The following is a 21,502-nucleotide window of genomic DNA, read 5'->3' as shown; positions in this document are numbered from 1 at the left end:
AGCTGCATGAAAGGGAGGCCTGGTCCTCCCGAACCCTTGCAGCAAAGCCGGAGTTTCCTCGTGTCCACGCCCTTCCTGAACCTTGCTGGGATCGATTACGCGATAGGCAACAGGTCGATAATTGACGGTATCGATCTGACGCTTGAGGCTGGCCGTATCTATGGCCTCGTCGGCCCAAACGGTTCCGGCAAAAGCACCCTTCTGAAGATCGTTGCCCGGCAGATCGCCCCGAAGAGCGGCTCCATATCTTTCGACGGGAAGGCGTCCGCCGACTGGGGCAGTCGCGCGTTCGCCCGCCATGTCGCCTATATGCCGCAGTTCACGCCAGCAACCGATGGCATGACCGTACGGGAACTGGTGGCGCTCGGCCGCTTCCCCTGGCATGGCACGCTCGGCCGCTTCAGTGCCACCGATCGCGACATGGTCGAAGAAGCAATCGTCCGCACTGAGCTTGAGGATTTTGCCGATCGTCTCGTCGCGAGCATGTCTGGCGGCGAGCGCCAGCGCGCCTGGATCGCCATGATGCTTGCCCAGAACGCCCGCTGCCTGCTGCTCGACGAACCGACGTCGGCGCTCGATCTTGCGCATCAGGCCAGCGTGTTGTCGCTGGTGCAAGAACTCAGCCATGAGCGCGGGCTAACCGTCGTCATAGTGCTGCACGACATCAACCTCGCGGCGCGCTACTGCGATGCGATCATCGCGCTCAACCGTGGCCGCATCACCGCCGAAGGCACGCCAGCCGATATCATGCAGGCCGACATGCTGCAGTCGATCTTCGGCGTCGGCATGGGCGTTTTCTCGCACCCGGTTCGAAACGAGCCGGTCAGTTATCTGTTGTAGGCCATGGCATTTTTCTCCCGCAGGCAGCTTCTCGCCGGTGCGGCGGCCACGCTGTCGGCCCCGGCTTTGCTGCGGGCGGCCGATAGTGTGCGTGTCGCGACCCTCGATTGGGCCTTGCTCGAAACCCTGCTGGCAATCGGCGCCAATGTTGTTGCCGGAACGGAACTTCGCCAGTTCCGGGAGGTGGCGGTCATACCCGCGGTGCCAGATGATGTCGCCGATCTCGGCCTGCGGGGCACGCCAAACCTCGAAGTACTGCGGTTTGCCCGACCGGACCTGATTTTCAATTCGAACTTCTACGCCTGGGCGGATGCCCGTATGCAACCGATCGCCCCCGTCGAAAGCCACGCGATCTACAAGCCTGGCGAGAGCCCTTACATGCTGGCAGAACGGGCAACAATCGCCATCGGCGATCGACTAGAGCTCGATGCGGCGAGAAAGTTCACAGAAGAGCTTGCCGGAAGGCTGGACCGATACAAGGCAGCATTTGCGGCGGGCGACGGCCGGCCTGTCCTTCCGATCAATCTCGGCGATGCCAGGCATTTTCGCGTCTTCGGTTCCGACAGCATGTTCGGCGAGGTGCTGAAGCGCGTCGGTCTGATCAACGCCTGGCAAGGCGCGACCAGCTACTCGGCTGCGGCCCCTGTCGGCATCGAGACGCTGGCCTCCATGCCGGATGCCTGGATCGTCATGATCCCGCCGCATCCCGTTGATGCGCTCGCCACGCTGTCGACAAGTGCCTTCTGGAATGCGTTGCCGGCAGTACGCGAGAAGCGCGTGCTCGTACTTGGTTCGATCAATCCCTACGGCGCGCTGCCTGCAGCCATGCGCTTCGCCGATCTTTTGCAGGAGAGGCTCGGTCATGCATGGAATGGCTAGCCTTGCTCATCCCGCCCGCGGTCACCGTCTTCCGCTTGCGGCGATTGTGCTTCCCGCCCTTTGCGTCGCTGCCTTCGTGTTTCTGATCGCGACACGCCCGCAGGTGCCTGGCGATGCCGTTCAGGCGGCCGCCCTCGATAGCGTTTTGCTTTGGAACAGCATCCTCCCCCGCTCTGTGCTGGCGCTGGTTGCCGGTGCAGCGCTCGGACTTTCCGGAACGTTGTTGCAGCGCGTGCTGCGCAATCCGATAGCCGATGCCTCCACACTCGGCATTGCCTCCGGTGCAGAACTGGCGATGACGGCAGCGCTCAGTTTCTCGCCGTTGCTGATCGGCCCTTCGCGAGAGATCGTCGCTTTCGGCGGCGGCCTTGGCGCCGTCGCGATCGTGCTGGCGCTCAGTTGGCGACGCGGGCTCGATCCGGTTACCGTGGCGCTCTCCGGCATGATCGTCAGCATGATCGCTGCAGCGCTGAGCGTGACCCTCATCCTCGCGCGCGGCGAATATGCCATGTCGATCTACATCTGGGGCGCTGGCTCGCTCAGCCAGCAGGACTGGGATGGCGTCATCACGCTCGCACCCCGCCTCGTTCTCGGCTTTGTCTCCGCCCTGATCCTGATACGACCGCTGCGCATCCTGACACTCGACGACAGCAGCGCGAGAAGCCTCGGCCTCGCGCTGCATATGGCGCGTTTTGCCGTCCTCGCGCTCGCTGTCTGGCTTGCAGCCTCGGTCACCGCTGAAGTCGGCGTCATCGGCTTCCTCGGCCTCGCAGCACCAGCCATCGCCAGGCTCCTGGGTGCGCGCAGTACCGGAAGCCTGATGATCGCTGCGCCACTGACCGGCGCCGCTTTACTGTTCCTTACCGATTGCCTGACGCAAATTCTCGGCCCCGGCTTCACCGATCTCGCCCCTACCGGCGCTGCCACCGCGCTGCTCGGCGGTCCCCTGCTGCTGTTCCTGCTGCCGCGCGTGCATTCCGTCTCGACCTTGGCAGCGCAGTCAACACAGGCGCTCAGGAGGCTGTCGACGCCAATCGCCGCCCTTGCCGTGCTGTCAGCCGCAATCCTGCTGCTCTTCGCACTCTTCCTCACGCTCGGTCCGTCCGATGATGGCTGGCATATGGCCACCGGCGTGCTCTTCACTGACCTCCTGCCTTTCCGCCTGCCGCGCACGTTAGTTGCGGCCGGTGCCGGTGGCATGCTCGCCGCCGCCGGCTTCATCATGCAGCGCGTCACCGGCAATCCGATCGCCAGTCCGGAAGTGCTCGGCATCAGTAGCGGCGCCGGCGCGGGCCTGACTGTCGCGCTCTTCCTGTTCGGCTTCCCGTCGACCGTCATCATGCTGCTTGCTATGGTGCTAGGGGCGCTCGCGGCTTTCGGCGCGATGATCGCCATTTCCGCTCGCGCGCAGTTTTCGCCAGAGCGCATGCTGCTCGCCGGTGTCGGCATCGGCGCCTTCGCAATGGCAATCGTCACGATGGTGCTCGCGCAGGGCGACATGCGCGGTTACATCCTGCTCACCTGGCTTTCGGGCTCGACCAATCGCGCGGGTGCTTTTGAAGCCTGGACGGCAATGATTTCGCTCATCGTGCTGGTGACGCCGCTGCCCTTCCTCGGCCGCTGGCTGACGATGTTGCCGCTCGGCGGCAATTCCAGTCGATCTCTCGGCCTCCGGGTCGGCGCAAGCCGCCTGGTTCTGGCCGTGCTCGCCGCACTGATGACGGCGATCGCTTCATTCCTGGTCGGCCCACTCAGCCTCACCGGGCTCATCGCCCCGCATCTGGCGCGTCTGGCCGGCTTCGACCGACCTGCACATCAGCTTGCTGCGAGCGTGCTTTCAGGCGCCGGGGTACTGATGACGGCCGACTGGCTCTCGCGTGTCATCATCTACCCCTATCAGGTGCCAGTCGGCCTTTTCGCCGCGCTGATCGGCGGCCCCTACCTCATCTGGCTGCTTTCGCGAAAGGACATCAAACAATGATGGGCGAACCCTTTACCGCATCCGGCGTCGCAATCGCCGTCGATCCAGGCCGAATGCTCGACGAGATTTGCTCGCATTTCGTCGAGCACAGCACCGTGAAACGCGACGGTGATCTGGTCACGCTGGAAATGATCACCGGCAAGGCCGATATCCGGCACGAGGGCCGCAAGCTCGAGATCGAACTCTCGTGCCGAAGTGCGCGTGCACTCCAGAATGTCCGCTCGGTGCTTGCCGAACATCTCTTTCAGTTCGCCGGCGAAGACACGCTGGAGCTGACATGGTCGGACGCACCGAAAGCCGACCATCTGCCGGATCTGCGCGAAATCCGCGTGATCGGCGCTCGTAACATAAGCCCGCATATGCGCCGGGTGACTGTGGCATGTGATGATGCCAGGCATTTCGCGCACGGCGGGCTGCATTTCCGCCTGCTGATCCCACCGAAGGGTCGTGCGCCCGTCTGGCCAAGGCTCCGCTCCGATGGCCGCATTGAATGGGCGAAGGATGAGGATGCGCTGACCGTGCGTATCTACACGTTCCGCAGGATCGATCTGGAGCGCGGCCAGATCGATATCGATTTCGTGCTGCATGAAGGCGAAAACATGCCCGGCGCCGAATGGGCGGTGAATGCCCAGCCCGGCGATATCGCCGGTGCACTCGGCCCTGGCGGCGGGGGTATTCCCGATGCCACGTTGATGATCCTTGCCGGAGACGAGACGGCGCTGCCCGCGATCTCGCGCATTGCGGCAGAAGTTCCCGCGGGAACGCAGTTGCGAATCTTCCTCGAAGTCGATGGTCCCTCGGAGGAATTGTCGCTGCCGTCCGCTGGCATTGTCGACCTGACCTGGATKCATCGTAACGGCGCGCCGGCCGGCACCATGGGTCTAATCGAAAGCGCAATCAAAGGCGCACTGACGGATGTCGACGCAGAGACCTTCGTCTGGGCCGGCTGTGAACGATCCGAGGCCAAGCGCATCCGCGATTTCCTCAAGACCGAACGTGGCCACGACCGGCACAAGATGAGCATCGGCGCCTATTGGGAGCGGTAGAGGCCCCTTATGCCTTTTCACGGAACATCTCGATAATGGCGGAGAAATCCTTGCCGCCGTTGCCGAGCTTCTCGAAGAGCGCGTAGAGCTGTGCGGCTTCCGCACCAAGCGGCGTGGAGGCACCGCTCGCGAGTGCCGCCTCCTGCGAAAGCCTCAGATCCTTCAGCATCAGTGCTGCAGCAAAACCCGGCTTGTAATCATTGTTGGCCGGCGAGGTCGGCACCGGTCCCGGCACCGGGCAATAGGTGTTGATCGACCAGCATTGGCCGGATGAGGTGGAAGCGACATCGAAGAGCGCCTGATGCGAGAGACCGAGCTTTTCGGCAAGCACGAAGGCTTCGCAGACCCCGACCATGGAAATGCCGAGGATCATGTTGTTGCAGATCTTCGCGGCCTGTCCGGCGCCTGCTTCACCGCAATGAACGATCTTCTTGCCCATCGCCTCCAGGATCGGCTTTGCCTTGGCAAAGGCTTCTTCCGAGCCGCCTGCCATAAAGGTCAAGGTACCGGCGCTCGCTCCGACCGTGCCGCCGGAAACGGGTGCGTCGAGCGACAGGCAGCTTGCGGCTTTCGCCATTTCGTGCGCCTTGCGGCTGCTTTCGACATCGATGGTCGAGCAATCGATGACGAGCGTACCCTGCGCCGCCGATTGCAATATGTCGGCCCAGGCCGTCAGCACGTGCTTGCCCTGCGGCAGCATGGTGATGATGATCTCGGCCTCCTTGACCGCCTGGCTGGCATGGCTGGCCGGTTTCACACCGCTTTCCTCCGCAGCCTTCAGCACCGGAGCCGCCAGATCGAAGCCAAGAACCTCGTGGCCGGCTTTGACGAGATTGGCAGCCATTGGACCGCCCATGTTGCCAAGCCCGATAAATCCGATCCTTGCCATGCTCTTCTCCTATCTGTTGTCCTCGATGATCATGGCCGCCGCCTTTTCGGCAATCATGATCGTCGGCGAATTGGTATTGCCCGAAGTGATGGCCGGCATCACTGAGGCATCCGCGATCCGGAGCCTGCCGAGCGCCCGCAATCTCAACCTCGGATCGACGACGCTGTCCCTGTCGATGCCCATGCGGCAGGTGCCGACCGGATGAAAAATCGTCGTGCCGATATCGCCAGCCGCCTTTTCCAGTTCCGCCTCGTTTCGGTAGCTCGGCCCCGGCTTGAACTCCTCTGGATGAAAGCGGGCGAAGGACGGCTGCGCGACGATCCGGCGCGTCAGCTTTATCGAGCGAACAGCTATGTCGCGATCGCGCTGCGTCGAGAGGTATTTTGGCGCAATGACCGGCTGGGCGGCAAAATCGGGGCTGGAGACATGCACGGAACCGCGGCTTTCCGGCCGGAGATTGCAGACGCTCGCCGTGATCGCCGGAAAGGCGTGGACGGGATCGCCGAACTTGTCGAGTGACACCGGCTGCACATGATACTGCAGATCAGGCGTCTCCTTATCGGGGCCGGAGCGAGTGAAGATACCAAGCTGGCTCGGCGCCATCGCCATCGGGCCGGAACGGTGCATCAGATATTCGAGGCCAATCGCCGCCTTGCCGAGCAGCTTCGACGCCTTTTCGTTGAGTGTCGGCACACCTGTCACCTTATAGGCAAGCCGAAGCTGCAGATGGTCCTGCAGGTTCTCGCCGATACCCTTCACCTCGGTCAGCACGTCGATGCCGGCCTGATGGAGAACGTCACCGCGGCCGACGCCTGACAGTTCCAGAATGTGTGGCGAGCCGATGGAGCCGGCCGAAAGCACCGTCTCCTTCGCTGCATAGGCCCGCTTCGCCCTGCCGCCATGCTGGAATTCGACGCCGGTGACGGAGCCCTCTTCAACCAGCAGCCGCCGCACCTGCGCTTTGGTCATGACAGTGAGATTGCCGCGTTTCATGGCCGGGCGCAGAAAGGCCTTCGTCGCGTTCCAGCGGATGCCGGCGCGCTGGTTGACGTCGAAATAGCCGGAGCCTTCGTTGCTGCCGCGATTGAAATCTGCCGTTTCGGGAATGCCGGCCTCCTTGGCCGCCTGCTGGAAGGCATCGAGCACATCCCAGCGGACGCGCGCCTTTTCCACGCGCCATTCGCCGCCGGCGCCATGCATGTCGTCCTCGCCCCTATAGTGATCCTCCGACTTGCGGAAATAGGGCAGCACGTCGTCCCACCCCCAGCCGGTGCAGCCCATCTGCCGCCAGAGATCGTAGTCGCGGGCCTGACCGCGCATATAGATCATGCCGTTGATGGAGGAACAGCCGCCGAGCACCTTGCCTCGCGGATAATTCAGCGCCCGCCCGTTCAGCCCGTCCTCGGGCGCGGTCGTAAAACACCAGTCGGTACGCGGATTGTTAATGCAATAGAGATAGCCGACGGGAATATGGATCCAGTGGTAGTTGTCGTTGCCACCCGCCTCCAGCAGCAAGACCCTCGTATTGGGGTCGGCCGATAGCCTGTTTGCGAGCACGCAGCCCGCACTGCCTGCCCCGATGATGATATAGTCGTAGCGATCCATGGATCATGCACTCCGAAATGGCTGCCTCCCGCCTCCCCGGGGCCGAGGAGGCGGAATTTTGCGGCGCCGCTGCACATCTTTTCCCATTGCAGGAAAAGAGGTCCGCCCGTTCAGCGGCGGTAGACAAAGCCCAGTTTACGCCCGAGCCGCGAGGCGTAGAATTCGCCGATAATACCACGGCGGAAGATCAGCACGCAGATCATGAAGACAACGCCGGTGATGATAGTCACCGGAAATTCTGAGGTCGCGAGATAATTCTGCAGCGTCACGACGAGGCCAGCGCCGAATACCGGGCCGATCAGCGTGCCGATACCGCCGAGCAGGGTCATCAGGATCACCTCACCCGACATCTGCCAAGCGACATCCGTCAGCGTCGCAAACTGAAAGACCAGAGCCTTGGCCGATCCTGCCAGCCCGGCAAGAGCTGCCGACATCACGAAGGCTCCGAGTTTGTAACGCGCCACGGAATAGCCGAGCGAGATTGCCCGTTGCTCGTTCTCGCGGATCGATTTCAGGATCATGCCGAAGGGCGAATTGATGAAGCGCCAGATGATCAGAAGTCCGATCAGGAACACCGCCAGCACGAAATAATACATGTTGGTGGAGCTGCTGAGATCGACGAAGCCGAAGAGGTGGCCGCGCGGCACAGACTGGATGCCATCCTCACCTTCAGTGAATTTTGCCTGCAAGCAGAAAAAGAAGAACATCTGCGACAGCGCCAGCGTGATCATGGCGAAATAGATACCCTGGCGGCGGATCGCAAAGAAACCCATGACGAGGCCCAGAAATGCGGCCCCGGCGACGCCGACGAGGATGCCGAGCTCGGGCGGAAAGCCCCAGGACTTCACCGTATAGGCGGTGAAATAGGCAGCTCCGCCGAAGAAGGTGGCATGGCCGAAGGACAGCAGTCCCGTGTAGCCGAGCAGCAGGTTGAAGGCACAGGCAAAGAGCGCGAAGCAAAGCAGCTTCATCAGGAAGATCGGGTAGAAGAAGAAGGGCGCGAGCAAGAGAAGCAGGAGCCCGATGATCAGGAACCCAGTCTGAACCGATAAAGCAGTTCGGCTCTTTTCCGTTCGGATGGTTTCGGTGATGTCAGCCATGTCACGCATCCCGGCCGAAGAGGCCCGCGGGCCTGATGAGAAGCACGATCGCCATGATGACGAAGACGACGATATTGGAGGCCTCCGGATAGAAGACCTTGGTCAGGCCTTCCGCGATGCCAAGCACATAGCCCGTGATGATGGCGCCCATGATCGACCCCATGCCGCCGACGACGACCACGGCAAAGACGACGATGATCATGTTGGAGCCCATCAGCGGCGAGACCTGGTAGATGGGGGCGGCGAGCACGCCGGCGAAGGCCGCAAGGCCGGCGCCGAGCGCATAGGTAAAGGTCAGCAGCACCGGAACGTTGACGCCGAAGACCTGCACGAGCGTGGCGTTTTCCGTCGCCGAGCGCAGATAGGCGCCGAGCTTGGTCTTTTCGATCAGCAGCCAGGTGCCGATGCAGACGACGAGCGAAACGACCACCACCCAACCGCGATAGATCGGCAGGAACATGAAGCCGAGATTCACGCCCCCGGCCAGTGCCGGTGGCGTCGCATAGGGTTGGCCGGATGAGCCGTAGAGATAGCGGAACGTGCCTTCGACTGCGAGCGCCAGACCGAAGGTGAACAGCAGGCCGTAGAGCGGATCGAGATCATAGAGCCGGCGAAGGAAGAGCCGCTCGATGACAGCACCGGCCAATCCGACGATGACGGGCGCCAGGATCAGCGACGGCCAGTAACCGATACCGAGATAGTTCAAGAGCAGGTAGGCCACGAAGGCGCCGAGCATGTACTGGGCGCCGTGCGCGAAGTTGATGACACGCAGAAGACCGAAAATGATCGCAAGACCAAGGCTCAGAAGCGCATAGAAGGACCCGTTGATCAGGCCGATCAGCAGCTGGCCGAGCAGTGCCTGCAAGGGAATGCCGAAGATCATCGTCATCGCGTCACACTCCCAGAACCTTGTGCAGCATATCCATGCGCTGCGGCAGTTCGCCGACCGGGAATTCCGAGACCATCTGCCCATGATCCATCAGATAGAAGCGATCGGCAATACGGCTTGCGAAACGGAAATTCTGCTCGACGAGCACGATCGTCATGCCGCGCTCCTTCAGTGTCCYGAGGACCTCGCCGATCCGCTGGACGATAACAGGCGCCAGCCCCTCGGTTGGCTCATCGAGCAACAGCAGGCGCACGCCGGTGCGCAGAATGCGGGCGATCGCCAGCATCTGCTGCTCGCCACCCGAAAGCTTGGTGCCGGAACTCGTGCGCCGCTCGTAAAGGTTCGGAAAAAGCTCGTAGATTTCATCGAGGGTCATGCCGCCGGGCGCTACGACCGGCGGCAGCATCAGATTCTCCGAAACCGTCAGCGTCGAAAAAATACCGCGCTCCTCCGGTACGAAGCCGATGCCCCTATGGGCGGTTTTATGCAACGGCACCTGCATCATATCCGTACCAGCAAAGCTGATCTTTCCCTTTCGGGAGCGCACAATACCGGTGATGGTGCGCAAAGTCGTCGTCTTGCCAACACCATTGCGGCCGAGAATGGTAATCATCTCGCCTTCGCCCACCGTCATGTCGATGCCGTGCAGGATATGGCTTTCGCCATACCAGGCGTTCAGCCCCTTAACTTCGAGAAGCGGCGCCATCAGTGATGCTCCTCCGTGCCCATATAGGCCTGGCGTACGCGCTCATCCTGACTGACTGTCGCATAGTCCCCCTCGGCGAGGATCTCGCCGCGCTGCAGCACGGTGACATGCTGGCAGATATTGGCAACGACGGACAGATTGTGCTCGACCATCAGAACCGCGCGGTCGCGGGCGACATCGCGAATGATGGCGGAGACGACGCTGACATCCTCCTGCCCCATACCGGCCATCGGCTCATCGAGAAGCAGCACTTTCGGATCGAGCGCGAGAGTGGTCGCAATCTCCAGCACACGCTTGCGCCCATAGGAGAGGTCGGCGGCGATATGATCACGCTCCTTGGAAAGCCCGACACTGGCGAGCAATTGCTCGGCCCGATCATTGAGACTGTCGAGCGCCGAAAGCGGTCGCCAGAACTGGGTGGAAAGATTATTCGGACGCTGCAGGGCGACCCGGACATTATCGAGCACGGAAAGATGCGGGAAGACGGCAGAGATCTGGAACGAACGGACGAGGCCCATGCGCGCCACCCGGTCCGGCGGCGTCCTGGTGATGTCGGTCCCCATCAGCGTGATGGCGCCTGATGTCGGCTGCAGGAACTTGGTGAGCAGGTTGAACACCGTCGTCTTGCCGGCACCGTTCGGCCCGATCAGTGCATGGACGCTCGCATCATGCACATCGAGATCGACATTCTTGACGGCCGTGAAGCCGCCGAAATCACGGCGCAGGCCGCGGGCGGAGAGTACCACCCGCGGCTTGGCTCCAGTCTCAATCGCGGAAACCGCCATCGTTCACTTCACCAAATCGCAGCCGCTCTTGGCGGGGTCGATATAGGCTTCCTTGCCCGGGATGGTGGCGAGAACGTTGAAGTAATCCCACGGTTCCTTGCTTTCCGCGGGCTTCTTGACCTGCAGCAGGTACATGTCATGGATCATGCGGCCGTTCGGGCCAACCGTGCCGCCACGGCCGAAGACGTCGTCGACAGGCATTTCGTGCAACTGCTTGGCGACGGCCTCCGTCTCATCCGTTCCGGCCTTCTGGATCGCCTTCAGATATTGCAGAACCGCCGAATAGGTGCCGGTGTGGATCATGTTCGGCATCTTGCCGGTGCGGGCAAAGAATTTCTTGGCGAATGCGCGGCTGTCGTCGTCGCGGTTCCAGTAATAGCCTTCCGTCAACGTCAGGCCCTGAGCTGCTTCGAGGCCAAGGCCGTGAACTTCGGCGAGCGTGAAGAGCAATGCCGCCAGATGCTGGCCGCCTTGGGTGATGCCGAACTCTGCCGCCTGCTTGATGGCATTCGACGTATCGAGGCCGGCATTGGCAAGGCCGATAACCTTGGCGCCCGATGATTGTGCCTGCAGCAGGAAGGACGAGAAATCCTGTGTCGACAAGGGATGGCGTACCGAACCGACGACCGTGCCGCCGCTTGCCTTTACGTAGTCGGTGGTCTGCTGTTCCAGCGAGTAGCCGAAAGCGTAATCCGCCGTCAGGAAGAACCAGCTGTCGCCGCCCTGCTTGACCAGTGCCCCGCCGGTACCGACGGCAAGTGCATGGGTGTCATAGGCCCAGTGGAAGCCATAAGGCGAGCAGGCCTTGCCGGTGAGATCAGTCGTCGCAGCACCCGTAACGATATCGATCTTCTTCTTTTCCTTGGCGACCGCCTGGACTGCGAGCGCAACCGAAGAGGTCGTCAGTTCCATGATGGCATCGACCTGTTCGGTGTCATACCACTGGCGGGCAATGTTGGAGGCGATATCAGGCTTGTTCTGGTGGTCGGCATCGACGATCTCGACCGGCATGTCCAGCACCTTGCCGCCAAAGTCCTCGACGGCCATCTTGGCGGCCTCGACAGAGGATTTGCCGCCAAAGTCGGCATAAACGCCCGACTGGTCGTTCAGGATGCCGATCTTGACCTTACCATCGGAAATAGCTGCGCTCTGGGCAAACACGGCGGTGCTGCTTGCAAGCAAAAATGCAACGGACGCAATGAAATTCTTTCGCATATTCTCTCCTCCCAGAGATTGGCCAGATCGCGAATCTGTTCAAATTTGGCGATCCACTCTCCTCAAAGCGGCCGCTCCACCCTTACGATCACGGAATTTCCTCAACGAGGCAACTGGCGGTTTACATCTAATTCCAAACAGTATCTGTTCGTTTTTGAACAGAACCCGTCATAATGGTGCTCCGCCAACAGTCGCAGCGCTCTCGTTGCCGGGCGGCATTAGACCAAAGACGTAGACGGATGGGCGACGCCGATGAGCCATGCTTCGCAGTTTACTTGGGACGATCTGCAGTTTTTTCTAGCCGTCGCCCGCACCGGCCAGCTTTCGACGGCGGCCCGGCAGTTGCGCTCAAGCCATGCGACCGTCTCACGGCGCATCGATCGGCTGGAATTCGCATTGAAGGTGAAGCTCTTCGAGCGCAATCCGCGCGGTTACGTGCTGACTGCCATGGGCACGCGCTTTGTAGAAACCGCCGAAAAGATGGAACAGGAAACGGAACGGCTGCGCGCCGATCTCGCCGATGGCTCGCTCAGCCAGCGCGGCCTCGTGCGCCTCAGCGCACCGGAAGGTTTTGCGAATTTCTTCTTTGCGACCGTCCTGCCGCAATTTGCCGCCCGCCATCCGCATCTGGCACTAGAACTCGTCACCATCCAGCAGATCATGTCGCTTTCCCGTAAGGAGGCGGATATCTCGGTCGTCCTCGACGAGCCCAAAGGTGGTCCCTACTTTGCGGAAAAGCTGACGGACTATCATCTGCAGGTCTACGCCTCGCGCGACTATCTCGCCCGCGCAGCACCCATCGCCACGCGTGACGACCTGCTGAACCATCCCTTCATCAGCTATATCGAGGAAATGATCTTCGCACCGGGGCTCGATTATCTCGGCGACGTGCATCCGCGCATCAAGCCGCAATTCCAGAGTTCCAGCATCTTCGCGCAGTTGACGGCCACCAGAAACGGTCTGGGCCTCGGCATCCTGCCCTATTTCTTTGCCTGCCGTTATCCCGAACTGGTGCGCGTGCTGCCTGACGAGATCGATCTCAAGCGGCATTACTGGATAACCTGCCATCGGGATCTGAAGCAGGCGCCGCGCGTGCGCGCCGTCATCGACTTCCTGCGCGAAGCCGTGCGCAGCGAAGACGCCTGTTTCATACCGCCCTACATTGGCTCCGCCGCAGCTCGAAAGGCAAAGGCAGAGATGTGATTACTTCAGGAATTCGGCGCGATGCGGAGTAAAGGTGTCGATGAGGCGACCCTTTTGCAATGCCTTGACACCATGGACCAGATTGGGTGGCACAATAAAGCTGCCGCCCTGTTTCAAGACTTCGGTGCGACCATCGATCGTCACCTCGAAGCTACCTTCGGCGACATAGCTTGCCTGGATATGCGGGTGGAAATGAGCCGCACCCACGGCGCCTGCCTCAAAGGCGACCTCCACCATCATCATCTCGGGCAGATAGGCCATGATACGGCGAGTCACGCCCGGTTCAGGGTTTACCCATTCGGCACCTTCCGCCGATACGAAGAGATCGCTCGATGACATGTCTGCTCCTCACATCCGAATCCATTGCGCGCAAACTGGCGCACCAGCCGGCATTTGAAAAGATGTGCCTTGATCTTTGGCGGGATGGTCCCCTTGTTGACGCCGCAAACAGGCAGGTCTATGCGACCTTAAGTCAGGCATGCGTGATTACAGGTGAGGAGACTGGACATGCGGCATACGCGCGAGGTTTTCGACTGGGCTGATCCGTTTCGGCTCGTGGAGCAGCTGACCGACGAGGAGCGCATGGTGCAGGACACCGCCCATGCCTACGCGCAGGAAAAGCTCGCCCCCCGTGTCCTCGAAGCCTTTCGCAACGAAAAGACAGATCCGGAAATATTCCGGGAGATGGGCGAACTCGGCCTTCTCGGCCCGACGATCGATCCGGAATATGGCGGCGCTGGCCTCGGATACGTCGCCTACGGCCTGATCGCCCGCGAAGTAGAGCGGATCGACAGCGGTTACCGTTCRATGATGAGCGTACAGTCCTCGCTTGTCATGGTGCCGATCGACGCCTTTGGTTCCGAAGAGCAGAAGAAGAAATATCTGCCGAAGCTTGCGACCGGCGAATGGATCGGCTGTTTTGGTTTGACCGAGCCCAATCACGGCTCTGATCCGGGCTCCATGGCGACACGGGCAAAGAAGGTCGATGGCGGTTATAGCCTGACGGGCTCCAAGACCTGGATCTCGAACGCGCCGATTGCCGATGTCTTTGTCGTCTGGGCAAAGACCGAGGATGGACTTATCCGCGGCTTCATCCTGGAAAAAGGCTCGAAGGGCCTGTCGGCTCCAAAGATTCAGGGCAAGGTCGGACTTCGCGCCTCGATCACTGGCGAAGTCGTCATGGACAATGTCTTCGTACCGGAAGAGAACCTGCTGCCCCATGTCAGCGGTCTCAAGGGACCGTTCACCTGCCTCAACTCCGCTCGCTTCGGCATTGCCTGGGGTGCGCTGGGCGCGGCCGAAGCCTGCTATGCAACGGCTCGGCAATATACGCTGGACCGTCAGCAATTCGGCCGGCCGCTCGCCGCCAACCAGCTCATTCAAAAGAAGCTTGCCGATATGGCAACCGAAATCTCGCTCGGGCTTCAGGGATGCTTGCGTCTCGGCCGCATGAAGGAAGAGGGCCATCCACCCGTCGAACTGACATCGATCCTCAAGCGCAATTCCTGCGGCAAGGCGCTGGATATTGCGCGAGCAGCCCGCGACATGCTGGGCGGCAACGGCATTTCCGACGAATTCGGCGTCGCCCGCCACCTCGTCAATCTCGAGGTGGTCAATACCTATGAAGGAACGCATGATATTCATGCGCTTATTCTCGGTCGCGCGATCACAGGCATTGCAGCCTTCTCCAACTGACTCAGCCGCGCAGGAGGCGAATTGCAAGCTGGATAACAATGTGCAAACCTCCCTTGCCGCGGCAGACAGGCCGACGGTGCAAGGGGGATGTGCATATGTTTCTGCTGCTCGCACTTCTGATCGGCGTCATTGCCGGTCTTCGCGCCATGACCGCACCTGCCGCCGTCGCCTGGGGCGCGGCACTTGGCTGGTTCGATGTCTCCCAGACACCGCTCGCCTTCATGGGCTACCAGTGGACACCGTGGATTTTCACGGTGCTGGCTGTCGTCGAGCTCATCACTGACCAGCTGCCGACCACCCCCTCGCGCAAGGTGCCCGTCCAGTTCGGCGCACGCATTGTTATGGGCGCACTTTCCGGCGCAGTCATCGGCGCGGCCAGCAGCCTGCTCTTCGGAGGCCTTCTCGCCGGCGTCATCGGCGCTGTCATCGGCACGCTTGGCGGGGCTGCGGTGCGCAGCAAGCTCGCGGCCTCTTTCGGCCAGGATCGCCCGGCAGCCCTGATAGAGGATGCCGTGGCCGTCATCGGCGCCATTATTATCGCGTGGGCAGTCTGATGAAGAGCTTCGACGCAATCTTCATCGGCGCCGGCCAGGCCGGCCCATTCCTCGCTGCCCGCATGGCGGAAAAGGGTATGAAGGTGGCGCTGATCGAACGCAAGTTCCTCGGCGGCACCTGCGTTAACGCAGGCTGCATGCCGACAAAGACGCTGGTCGCAAGCGCGCGCGCCGCCTACGTGGCGCGGCACGGCGCCGATTACGGTGTGCGGATACCGGGCGAAATCGCCATCGACATGAAGACCGTGCGGGGTAGAGCAGAGACAATCATCATGAATGCCCGCAACGGTTTGAGCAGCTGGTTCGGCGGCATGCAAACCATGACCGTCATCTACGGCCACGCCCGCTTCACGAGCCCGAAGGAAGTCGTCGTCAACGGCGAGACGCTGACGGCGCCGAAGATCTTCCTCAATGTCGGCGCTCGCCCTGTCGTCCCCGACATGCCGGGCATTGCTGATATCGAGTATCTCACAAGCACCGGCATCATCCATCTCGACAGCCTGCCGAAGCATCTTGCCATTATCGGCGGAAGCTATATCGGCCTGGAATTTGCACAGATGTACCGGCGTTTCGGCGCCGAGGTAACGGTGATCGAGCGCGGCCCGAAACTCGCCTCCCGCGAGGACGAGGATATTTCCGATGCGATCGCCGATATCCTCAGATCCGAGGGCATCAAGATCCATACAGATGTCAAGGATATTAGCTTCGCCAGAACCAACAATGGCGCGACGGTCACGGTCGACAAGGAAACAATCGAGGCAAGCCATGTGCTCGTCGCGACCGGCCGGACGCCGAATACCGACGACCTCGGTCTCGATGCCGCTGGCGTGGCCACTGACAAGCACGGCTTTATTACCGTCGATGACCGGCTGGCAACCAATGTCGAAGGTATATGGGCACTCGGAGATTGCAACGGCCACGGTGCCTTCACCCATACGTCCTACAATGACTTCGAGATCGCCGCAGCCAATCTGCTGGACGGTGGCGACAGGAAACTGTCGAGCCGCATTCTCGCCTACGCCCTCTATATCGATCCGCCGCTTGGCCGCGTCGGCATGACGGAAAAGCAGGCACGCGCCTCGGGCCGCAAGATCATGGTGTCGACCCGCCCGATGAGCAAGGTCGGCCGCGCCAATGAGCGCGGCGAAACCAAGGGCTTCATGAAGGTGGTCGCTGATGCGGAGAGCAAGGAAATCCTGGGGGCGGCGATCCTCGGGATCGAGGGCGACGAGGTGATTCACGGCATCATCGATGCGATGAATGCCGGGACGACCTATCCGGTGCTGCAGTGGTCGGTACCGATCCATCCCACCGTTTCGGAATTGATCCCGACGCTTCTGGGTGATTTGAAGGCGATCTGATAGATCGCAATCAGCCGGAGGCCGGTCATTGAATATCGAACTGCTGATCGAAAATTATGGCCTGCCGGCAATCTTTCTCGGCACCGCCTTCGAGGGCGAAACTGCTGCCTTTCTCGGCGGCGTCATCGCGCATCGCGAGCTTCTAACCTATTGGGCCGCCTCGATGGCAGCTTCGGCGGGATCATTCGCCGGAGATCAGATGTGGTTCTTTGCCGGCCGCTATGCCGCCCAATGGAACTTCGTTCGCCGCGTGATGGAGACACCGGCGCTTGCACGCGTCACGCGACTTCTCGAAAAATATCCGACCGGGTTCATCTTCGCGTTCCGCTTTCTGGTGGGATTGCGGACGATCAGCCCGATCGTCATCGGCACGACACACATCTCGACGCAGAGGTTTCTCGTGCTCAACCTCCTGGCGGCGCTCGTCTGGGGACAGCTCTTCACCGCGCTTGGTTATGCCTTCGGCCACGGAATTCACCAGATATTCGGCCGCCTGCCACTGCATCATCATCTGCTGATAGCACTTGGCGCCGCGGCCCTGATCGCGGGCGCGGCGCTGGTGCTTCGCAAGAGGAAATTTGGTCAAGTACCCGTAAAGGGTCCTAATCCATGACGATCTGCAGTTTGACATCATCAGGACGTGCCTCGACCGCACGATCGAAGGCCTTGATCGAATCTTCGAAGGTGAACGTCTCTGATATCAGCGGCTTCAGGTCGACACGCCCCGATCCGAGAAGCGCGATCGAGCGCTCATACTGATGCGCGTAGCGGAACACCGTCTCAATGCGAATTTCCTTCGTCGAAGCCGTCGAGACGTCGAAACCGACAGGATTGACCGGCAGGCCGACGACGACGATAGCGCCGCCCGGACGTGGCAGAGACATGATCGTCTCCCAGGCCTTCGGTGAACCTGAGCATTCGAAGACGACATCCGCACCCCAGCCATCAGTCAGCCGGCCGACTTCCTCAGCAAGGTTCTTTTCGCGAATGTTGACCGGAATGACACCTTGATACTGCGCAGCTATATCGAGCTTCGGCTGGGCAAGATCAGCAACGATCGCACGGGAGCAACCGCCAGCGAGAGCGGCGATCGCAACCATGGTGCCGATCGGGCCGGCACCGAGGACAACGGCTGTATCGCCGGGTGCGATCTTCGCCTTGGTGGCTGCCTGCATGCCGACCGCGAAAGGCTCGACCATTGCGCCTTCGGCGAAGCTGACATTGTCCGGCAGCTTGAACGTATAATTGRCCGGGTGCACGACCTCGGGGGTTAACACGCCGTGGATCGGCGGCGTCGCCCAGAAGGTGACGGCCGGATCGACATTGTACATGCCAAGCCGGCTTGCCTTGGAATTGGGATCAGGAATGCCAGGCTCCATGCAAACGCGATCGCCAACCTTCAGATGAGTAACGCCGGAGCCGACCTCGACCACCGTGCCCGCCGCTTCGTGGCCGAGCACCATCGGCTCGTTGACGATAAATGGACCGATTTTGCCGTGCGTATAATAATGCACGTCGGAGCCGCAGACACCAACGGTATGGATCTTGATCTTCACCTGCCCCGGACCTGTCTCCAGAGGCAGATCGATATCGCGAAGCGCAAGCTCATGCTGGCGCTCCAGAACCAGCGCACGGACTTTTGTCATGATCGGTTTCCTTCCCTATGGCTCCCGCGGTTCATGGGGCGCCGTTCTGGCGACTATAAGACTGCAAGGCGCAGCAATTCAATCATCCCTGTCAGGCTTTTGCTCGCCATGTGACGAAATGCTCACGTAATTATCACCCGAAAGATAAGCTCTTCCTAGACGTCCGTATGATTCCGGAAAAGCCCGGCGAGGACTACCTTTATCTTCAACGACCACGACATAGTGGGAAGGAGAAAAGCGATGAAGCACGACAACGACAATGTCGGCCGAAACTTGGTTTCCAACTCTCAGATCACGCGGCAGCTCCGCGAATTCTGGCGCAACCTGGTGGATGAGGCTGTTGCTGCAATCCATCAGGATCGCGAGCCGCAGGCATTGCTTCAGCCGGTTAGGGTTGTTGCACGGGCGCGGGATCGAAATCGGCCTCCGCAGCGTTATTAGGCATGCGCCGGCATGGCGTGGCGGGGGCATGACGCTTCCGGCACCATGCGGATCGGCAATACAAGGAAGACCGTCATGAAATCGATTGTGTCATTCTGCCTGTTCGCATCTCTTCTCTTTGCCGCAACCGAGGCGTCCGCGGCGATCGAGGAAGCATCCCTTCCGCCACCGCAGCAGGAAGAAAGGCTGGTGCCGGCCAATCTGGAGCTCACGTTCACTGGCCCTGTCGATCTCGCTCGTTCGACCGCCACCCTTCTCGATGCCCAGGGCCTGACATTGCCGACCGGCAAGCCGTTTCTTTCAGGACCGGAAGGTTCGGTCTTCAAGGTTCCGCTCGATCCGTCCATGGCGCCCGGTGTTTATACACTCAACTGGCGCGTACTCTCGATGGACGGCCACAGCGCCGAAGGCCATTACCAGTTTAGGGTTGAGCCCTGAACGCTGCGATATTTCGCCACCCGATATTGCGCCGTGTCATTGGACACGGCGTTTTTGTCTGTTGAAGCGTTCTCACTGGCCCCTCCGACCGCATAAAGGCATTTATAAGATTTTTATATAGATACCCTTCGCCCAATCTCGAACCTTTATGCCCTTCGGTCGCATATTAATGTCCGAGAGATCGCAAAGATCATCTCCACGCCAGAAAGCATAAAAGGTGCCGCCTTTGCGAGCCGGCGCCCTTTGTCTTGTCTGACTCCAAGAATAACAACCGGAGTCAAGATCGATGATGGATATAATTCTACTCGGCACTGCAATCGTATTCTTCGGACTTTGCTTTGCCTATACACGCGCCTGCGACAGGCTTTGACAGGAGAGAACAGATGACCCTCGATTACATCTTGAGCGGTGCCGTGACCGTGTTTCTCACCGTCTACCTCACCTACGCTCTCATCCGCCCAGAACGTTTCTGAAAGCGCCGGCGCTTCTCATCCAGAAGCAGCCGGGTACTGAAAGTTTCCTCCCATGACCCTCAACGGATGGCTTCAGATCCTGCTCTACTGCGGGATCGTCCTTGTGCTCGTCAAACCGCTCGGCGGTTACATGACGCGTGTCTTCAGCGGCGAGCGCACATTCCTCTCACCGGTCCTCGTTCCGATCGAACGGGGGCTTTACGCCGTCGCCGGCACCAGCGAGCGCGAAGACCAGCACTGGACCTCCTATGCCTTCGCCATGCTGATGTTCAACCTTATGGGCGTCATCGTTCTCTACCTCCTGATGCGGTTCCAGAACGTACTGCCCTATAACCCGGCCGGCATGGCCGCGGTCGGGCCGGAACTCGCCTTCAACACCGCCACCAGTTTCGTCTCCAATACCAACTGGCAGAATTATGGCGGCGAAAGCACCATGTCGTACCTGACGCAGATGATGGGCCTGACGGTTCAGAACTTCGTGTCGGCTGCGACCGGCATGGCCATCGCCATCGGCCTGATCCGCGCCTTCTCGCGTGCCTCGGGCAAGGCGATCGGCAATTTCTGGGTCGATATGGTCAGAGCCACACTCTATATTCTGCTGCCGATCTGCATCGTGCTGACGCTCGCCTATGTCTGGCTCGGCGTACCGCAGACGCTTGGTCCCTATGTCGATGCGACCACGCTCGAAGGCGCCAAGCAGACGATCGCCCTCGGCCCCGTTGCCTCGCAGCTCGCCATCAAGATGCTTGGGACGAATGGCGGCGGCTTCTTCAACGCCAACTCGGCCCATCCCTTCGAAAACCCGGACGCAATCTCAAACCTCATTCAGATGGTCTCGATCTTTGCGATTGGCGCAGCCTTCACCAACGTTTTCGGACGTATGGTCGGCAACCAGCGCCAGGGCTGGGCGATCCTGACGGCGATGGGCGTCCTCTTCATGGTCGGCGTCGGCGTCACCTATTGGGCTGAAGCTGCCGGCAACCCGCTGATGCACGCCTTCGGCCTGGCTGGCGGCAACATGGAAGGCAAGGAAGTCCGCTTCGGCGTTGCCATGTCCTCGCTGTTTGCGGTCGTTACCACGGCTGCCTCCTGCGGTGCGGTCAATGCCATGCATGGCTCCTTCACCGCGCTCGGCGGCCTGATCCCGCTGATCAACATGCAGCTCGGCGAAGTCATCGTCGGCGGCGTTGGTGCGGGTTTCTACGGCATCGTTCTCTTCATCATCGTCGCTGTCTTCGTCGCAGGCCTGATGGTCGGCCGCACGCCGGAATATCTCGGCAAGAAGATCGCGGCGAAGGAAATGAAGATGGCCGTTCTTGCCATCCTTTGCCTGCCGCTCGCCATGCTGGTCTTCACCGCGATCGCCAGCGTCCTGCCTTCGGCAGTCGCTTCGGTCGGCACGGCCGGCCCGCACGGTTTCTCCGAAATCCTCTATGCCTATACGTCGGCTGCGGCCAACAACGGCTCGGCTTTCGGCGGCCTGACGGGCAATACGCCCTGGTACAACATCACGCTTGGTCTCGGCATGCTGATGGGCCGTTTCCTCGTCATCATCCCGGCGCTCGCCATTGCCGGTTCGCTGGTGACGAAGAAGACGGTACCCGCCTCGGCAGGTACCTTCCCGACGGATGGGCCGCTCTTCGTCGGCCTGCTCATCGGCACGATCCTGATCGTCGGTGGTCTCACCTTCTTCCCGGCATTGGCCCTCGGTCCTGTTGTCGAGCACCTGGTCATGATCGCCGGCCAGACCTTCTGA

22 protein-coding genes are annotated in these 21,502 nt (G+C 60.8%); 13 read left to right on the top strand and 9 right to left on the bottom strand.

Annotated features, from left to right (window positions below; translation table 11 throughout):
* Positions 1-60: 60 nt before the first annotated feature.
* From AC1DF8_RS11230 to AC1DF8_RS11215, 4 genes are read left to right on the top strand one after another with little or no spacing between them, the layout of a single operon-like run.
* The gene (locus AC1DF8_RS11230; RefSeq protein ID WP_113208363.1) at positions 61-840 is read left to right on the top strand and encodes an ATP-binding cassette domain-containing protein; all 780 of its coding nucleotides are present in this window, start codon (positions 61-63) and stop codon (positions 838-840) included.
* Between the two features lie 3 nt (positions 841-843).
* Complete coding sequence (locus tag AC1DF8_RS11225) at positions 844-1,719, top strand: ABC transporter substrate-binding protein (protein ID WP_478153543.1); 876 nt, start codon at positions 844-846, stop codon at positions 1,717-1,719.
* The gene (gene fhuB, locus AC1DF8_RS11220) at positions 1,703-3,700 is read left to right on the top strand and encodes a Fe(3+)-hydroxamate ABC transporter permease FhuB (protein ID WP_478153541.1); all 1,998 of its coding nucleotides are present in this window, start codon (positions 1,703-1,705) and stop codon (positions 3,698-3,700) included. The genes AC1DF8_RS11225 and fhuB overlap by 17 nt, the downstream gene beginning before the upstream one ends.
* On the top strand, positions 3,697-4,746 hold the full coding sequence (locus AC1DF8_RS11215) for a DUF2218 domain-containing protein (RefSeq protein ID WP_478153539.1): 1,050 nt from the start codon (positions 3,697-3,699) through the stop codon (positions 4,744-4,746). Before fhuB ends, AC1DF8_RS11215 begins: the two co-directional genes overlap by 4 nt.
* A gap of 7 nt (positions 4,747-4,753) precedes the next feature.
* On the opposite strand, the gene mmsB is transcribed toward AC1DF8_RS11215, so the two are convergent.
* From mmsB to AC1DF8_RS11180, 7 genes are all read right to left on the bottom strand, one after another.
* The gene (gene mmsB / locus AC1DF8_RS11210; protein ID WP_478153537.1) at positions 4,754-5,635 is read right to left on the bottom strand and encodes a 3-hydroxyisobutyrate dehydrogenase; all 882 of its coding nucleotides are present in this window, start codon (positions 5,633-5,635) and stop codon (positions 4,754-4,756) included.
* A 9-nt stretch (positions 5,636-5,644) separates the two neighbouring features.
* Positions 5,645-7,240, bottom strand: a complete 1,596-nt coding sequence (locus tag AC1DF8_RS11205; protein ID WP_478153535.1) for a GMC family oxidoreductase — start codon at positions 7,238-7,240, stop codon at positions 5,645-5,647.
* A 110-nt stretch (positions 7,241-7,350) separates the two neighbouring features.
* Positions 7,351-8,340 carry a branched-chain amino acid ABC transporter permease gene (locus tag AC1DF8_RS11200; protein ID WP_478153533.1) on the bottom strand — a complete coding sequence of 330 codons (990 nt, stop codon included), beginning with the start codon at positions 8,338-8,340 and terminating at the stop codon, positions 7,351-7,353.
* A gap of 1 nt (position 8,341) precedes the next feature.
* Positions 8,342-9,229: a branched-chain amino acid ABC transporter permease gene (locus AC1DF8_RS11195; protein ID WP_112969068.1), complete on the bottom strand. Its 888-nt coding sequence runs from the start codon at positions 9,227-9,229 to the stop codon at positions 8,342-8,344.
* Positions 9,230-9,233: 4 nt separating this feature from the next.
* Positions 9,234-9,935, bottom strand: a complete 702-nt coding sequence (locus tag AC1DF8_RS11190; RefSeq protein ID WP_478153530.1) for an ABC transporter ATP-binding protein — start codon at positions 9,933-9,935, stop codon at positions 9,234-9,236.
* Positions 9,935-10,720: an ABC transporter ATP-binding protein gene (locus AC1DF8_RS11185; protein WP_112546241.1), complete on the bottom strand. Its 786-nt coding sequence runs from the start codon at positions 10,718-10,720 to the stop codon at positions 9,935-9,937. Before AC1DF8_RS11185 ends, AC1DF8_RS11190 begins: the two co-directional genes overlap by 1 nt.
* Positions 10,721-10,723: 3 nt before the next feature.
* A complete protein-coding gene (locus AC1DF8_RS11180; RefSeq protein WP_029869011.1) occupies positions 10,724-11,935 on the bottom strand; it encodes an ABC transporter substrate-binding protein in 1,212 nt (403 codons plus the stop codon).
* A gap of 252 nt (positions 11,936-12,187) precedes the next feature.
* On the opposite strand from AC1DF8_RS11180, the gene AC1DF8_RS11175 reads away from it, so the two are divergent.
* Positions 12,188-13,138: a LysR family transcriptional regulator gene (locus AC1DF8_RS11175; RefSeq protein ID WP_112546240.1), complete on the top strand. Its 951-nt coding sequence runs from the start codon at positions 12,188-12,190 to the stop codon at positions 13,136-13,138.
* On the opposite strand, the gene AC1DF8_RS11170 is transcribed toward AC1DF8_RS11175, so the two are convergent.
* The gene (locus AC1DF8_RS11170) at positions 13,139-13,477 is read right to left on the bottom strand and encodes a cupin domain-containing protein (RefSeq protein ID WP_029868895.1); all 339 of its coding nucleotides are present in this window, start codon (positions 13,475-13,477) and stop codon (positions 13,139-13,141) included. It lies immediately after the preceding gene.
* Between the two features lie 168 nt (positions 13,478-13,645).
* Between AC1DF8_RS11170 and AC1DF8_RS11165 the strand changes: the two genes are divergently transcribed.
* The 4 genes from AC1DF8_RS11165 to AC1DF8_RS11150 all read left to right on the top strand — a co-directional run bounded on the left by AC1DF8_RS11165 (position 13,646) and on the right by AC1DF8_RS11150 (position 17,361).
* Positions 13,646-14,833: an acyl-CoA dehydrogenase gene (locus tag AC1DF8_RS11165; RefSeq protein WP_478153526.1), complete on the top strand. Its 1,188-nt coding sequence runs from the start codon at positions 13,646-13,648 to the stop codon at positions 14,831-14,833.
* 95 nt (positions 14,834-14,928) lie between these two features.
* Positions 14,929-15,387, top strand: a complete 459-nt coding sequence (locus AC1DF8_RS11160) for a DUF4126 family protein (protein ID WP_113114443.1) — start codon at positions 14,929-14,931, stop codon at positions 15,385-15,387.
* The gene (locus tag AC1DF8_RS11155) at positions 15,387-16,748 is read left to right on the top strand and encodes an FAD-containing oxidoreductase (protein ID WP_478153524.1); all 1,362 of its coding nucleotides are present in this window, start codon (positions 15,387-15,389) and stop codon (positions 16,746-16,748) included. The genes AC1DF8_RS11160 and AC1DF8_RS11155 overlap by 1 nt, the downstream gene beginning before the upstream one ends.
* Positions 16,749-16,776: 28 nt before the next feature.
* Positions 16,777-17,361 carry a DedA family protein gene (locus AC1DF8_RS11150; RefSeq protein ID WP_478153522.1) on the top strand — a complete coding sequence of 195 codons (585 nt, stop codon included), beginning with the start codon at positions 16,777-16,779 and terminating at the stop codon, positions 17,359-17,361.
* Here the strand turns inward: AC1DF8_RS11150 and AC1DF8_RS11145 are convergent.
* Entirely contained in the window at positions 17,351-18,394 is a 1,044-nt protein-coding gene (locus AC1DF8_RS11145) for an NAD(P)-dependent alcohol dehydrogenase (RefSeq protein ID WP_478153520.1), read from the bottom strand. The genes AC1DF8_RS11150 and AC1DF8_RS11145 overlap by 11 nt on opposite strands.
* 240 nt (positions 18,395-18,634) lie before the next feature.
* Here AC1DF8_RS11145 and AC1DF8_RS11140 point away from each other — a divergent pair, with 240 nt between their 5' ends.
* The 4 genes from AC1DF8_RS11140 (at position 18,635) to kdpA (ending at position 21,502) form a co-directional block, all read left to right on the top strand.
* On the top strand, positions 18,635-18,835 hold the full coding sequence (locus tag AC1DF8_RS11140; protein WP_029868889.1) for a hypothetical protein: 201 nt from the start codon (positions 18,635-18,637) through the stop codon (positions 18,833-18,835).
* Between the two features lie 75 nt (positions 18,836-18,910).
* A complete protein-coding gene (locus AC1DF8_RS11135) occupies positions 18,911-19,273 on the top strand; it encodes a copper resistance CopC family protein (RefSeq protein ID WP_029868888.1) in 363 nt (120 codons plus the stop codon).
* Between the two features lie 383 nt (positions 19,274-19,656).
* Entirely contained in the window at positions 19,657-19,746 is a 90-nt protein-coding gene (locus AC1DF8_RS11130; RefSeq protein WP_016556800.1) for a K(+)-transporting ATPase subunit F, read from the top strand.
* 52 nt (positions 19,747-19,798) lie between these two features.
* The gene (gene kdpA / locus AC1DF8_RS11125) at positions 19,799-21,502 is read left to right on the top strand and encodes a potassium-transporting ATPase subunit KdpA (RefSeq protein WP_478153517.1); all 1,704 of its coding nucleotides are present in this window, start codon (positions 19,799-19,801) and stop codon (positions 21,500-21,502) included.

The organism is Rhizobium sp. 05N49, assembly GCF_056396805.1.
Note: the sequence above shows the minus strand (reverse complement) of the source record. Positions and strands in the feature narration are given on the sequence as shown.

Excerpts from the sequence above, each read along its gene's own strand:
- AC1DF8_RS11200 (WP_478153533.1), bottom strand. The coding sequence starts at position 8,340 with ATGGCTGACATCACCGAAACCATCCGAACGGAAAAGAGCCGAACTGCT.
- AC1DF8_RS11170 (WP_029868895.1), bottom strand. The coding sequence starts at position 13,477 with ATGTCATCGAGCGATCTCTTCGTATCGGCGGAAGGTGCCGAATGGGTA.
- kdpA (WP_478153517.1), top strand. The coding sequence starts at position 19,799 with ATGACCCTCAACGGATGGCTTCAGATCCTGCTCTACTGCGGGATCGTC.
- AC1DF8_RS11140 (WP_029868889.1), top strand. The coding sequence starts at position 18,635 with ATGAAGCACGACAACGACAATGTCGGCCGAAACTTGGTTTCCAACTCT.
- AC1DF8_RS11130 (WP_016556800.1), top strand. The coding sequence starts at position 19,657 with ATGACCCTCGATTACATCTTGAGCGGTGCCGTGACCGTGTTTCTCACC.
- AC1DF8_RS11160 (WP_113114443.1), top strand. The coding sequence starts at position 14,929 with ATGTTTCTGCTGCTCGCACTTCTGATCGGCGTCATTGCCGGTCTTCGC.
- AC1DF8_RS11195 (WP_112969068.1), bottom strand. The coding sequence starts at position 9,229 with ATGACGATGATCTTCGGCATTCCCTTGCAGGCACTGCTCGGCCAGCTG.
- AC1DF8_RS11225 (WP_478153543.1), top strand. The coding sequence starts at position 844 with ATGGCATTTTTCTCCCGCAGGCAGCTTCTCGCCGGTGCGGCGGCCACG.
- AC1DF8_RS11135 (WP_029868888.1), top strand. The coding sequence starts at position 18,911 with ATGAAATCGATTGTGTCATTCTGCCTGTTCGCATCTCTTCTCTTTGCC.
- AC1DF8_RS11180 (WP_029869011.1), bottom strand. The coding sequence starts at position 11,935 with ATGCGAAAGAATTTCATTGCGTCCGTTGCATTTTTGCTTGCAAGCAGC.
- mmsB (WP_478153537.1), bottom strand. The coding sequence starts at position 5,635 with ATGGCAAGGATCGGATTTATCGGGCTTGGCAACATGGGCGGTCCAATG.
- AC1DF8_RS11205 (WP_478153535.1), bottom strand. The coding sequence starts at position 7,240 with ATGGATCGCTACGACTATATCATCATCGGGGCAGGCAGTGCGGGCTGC.
- AC1DF8_RS11155 (WP_478153524.1), top strand. The coding sequence starts at position 15,387 with ATGAAGAGCTTCGACGCAATCTTCATCGGCGCCGGCCAGGCCGGCCCA.
- AC1DF8_RS11175 (WP_112546240.1), top strand. The coding sequence starts at position 12,188 with ATGAGCCATGCTTCGCAGTTTACTTGGGACGATCTGCAGTTTTTTCTA.
- AC1DF8_RS11185 (WP_112546241.1), bottom strand. The coding sequence starts at position 10,720 with ATGGCGGTTTCCGCGATTGAGACTGGAGCCAAGCCGCGGGTGGTACTC.
- fhuB (WP_478153541.1), top strand. The coding sequence starts at position 1,703 with ATGCATGGAATGGCTAGCCTTGCTCATCCCGCCCGCGGTCACCGTCTT.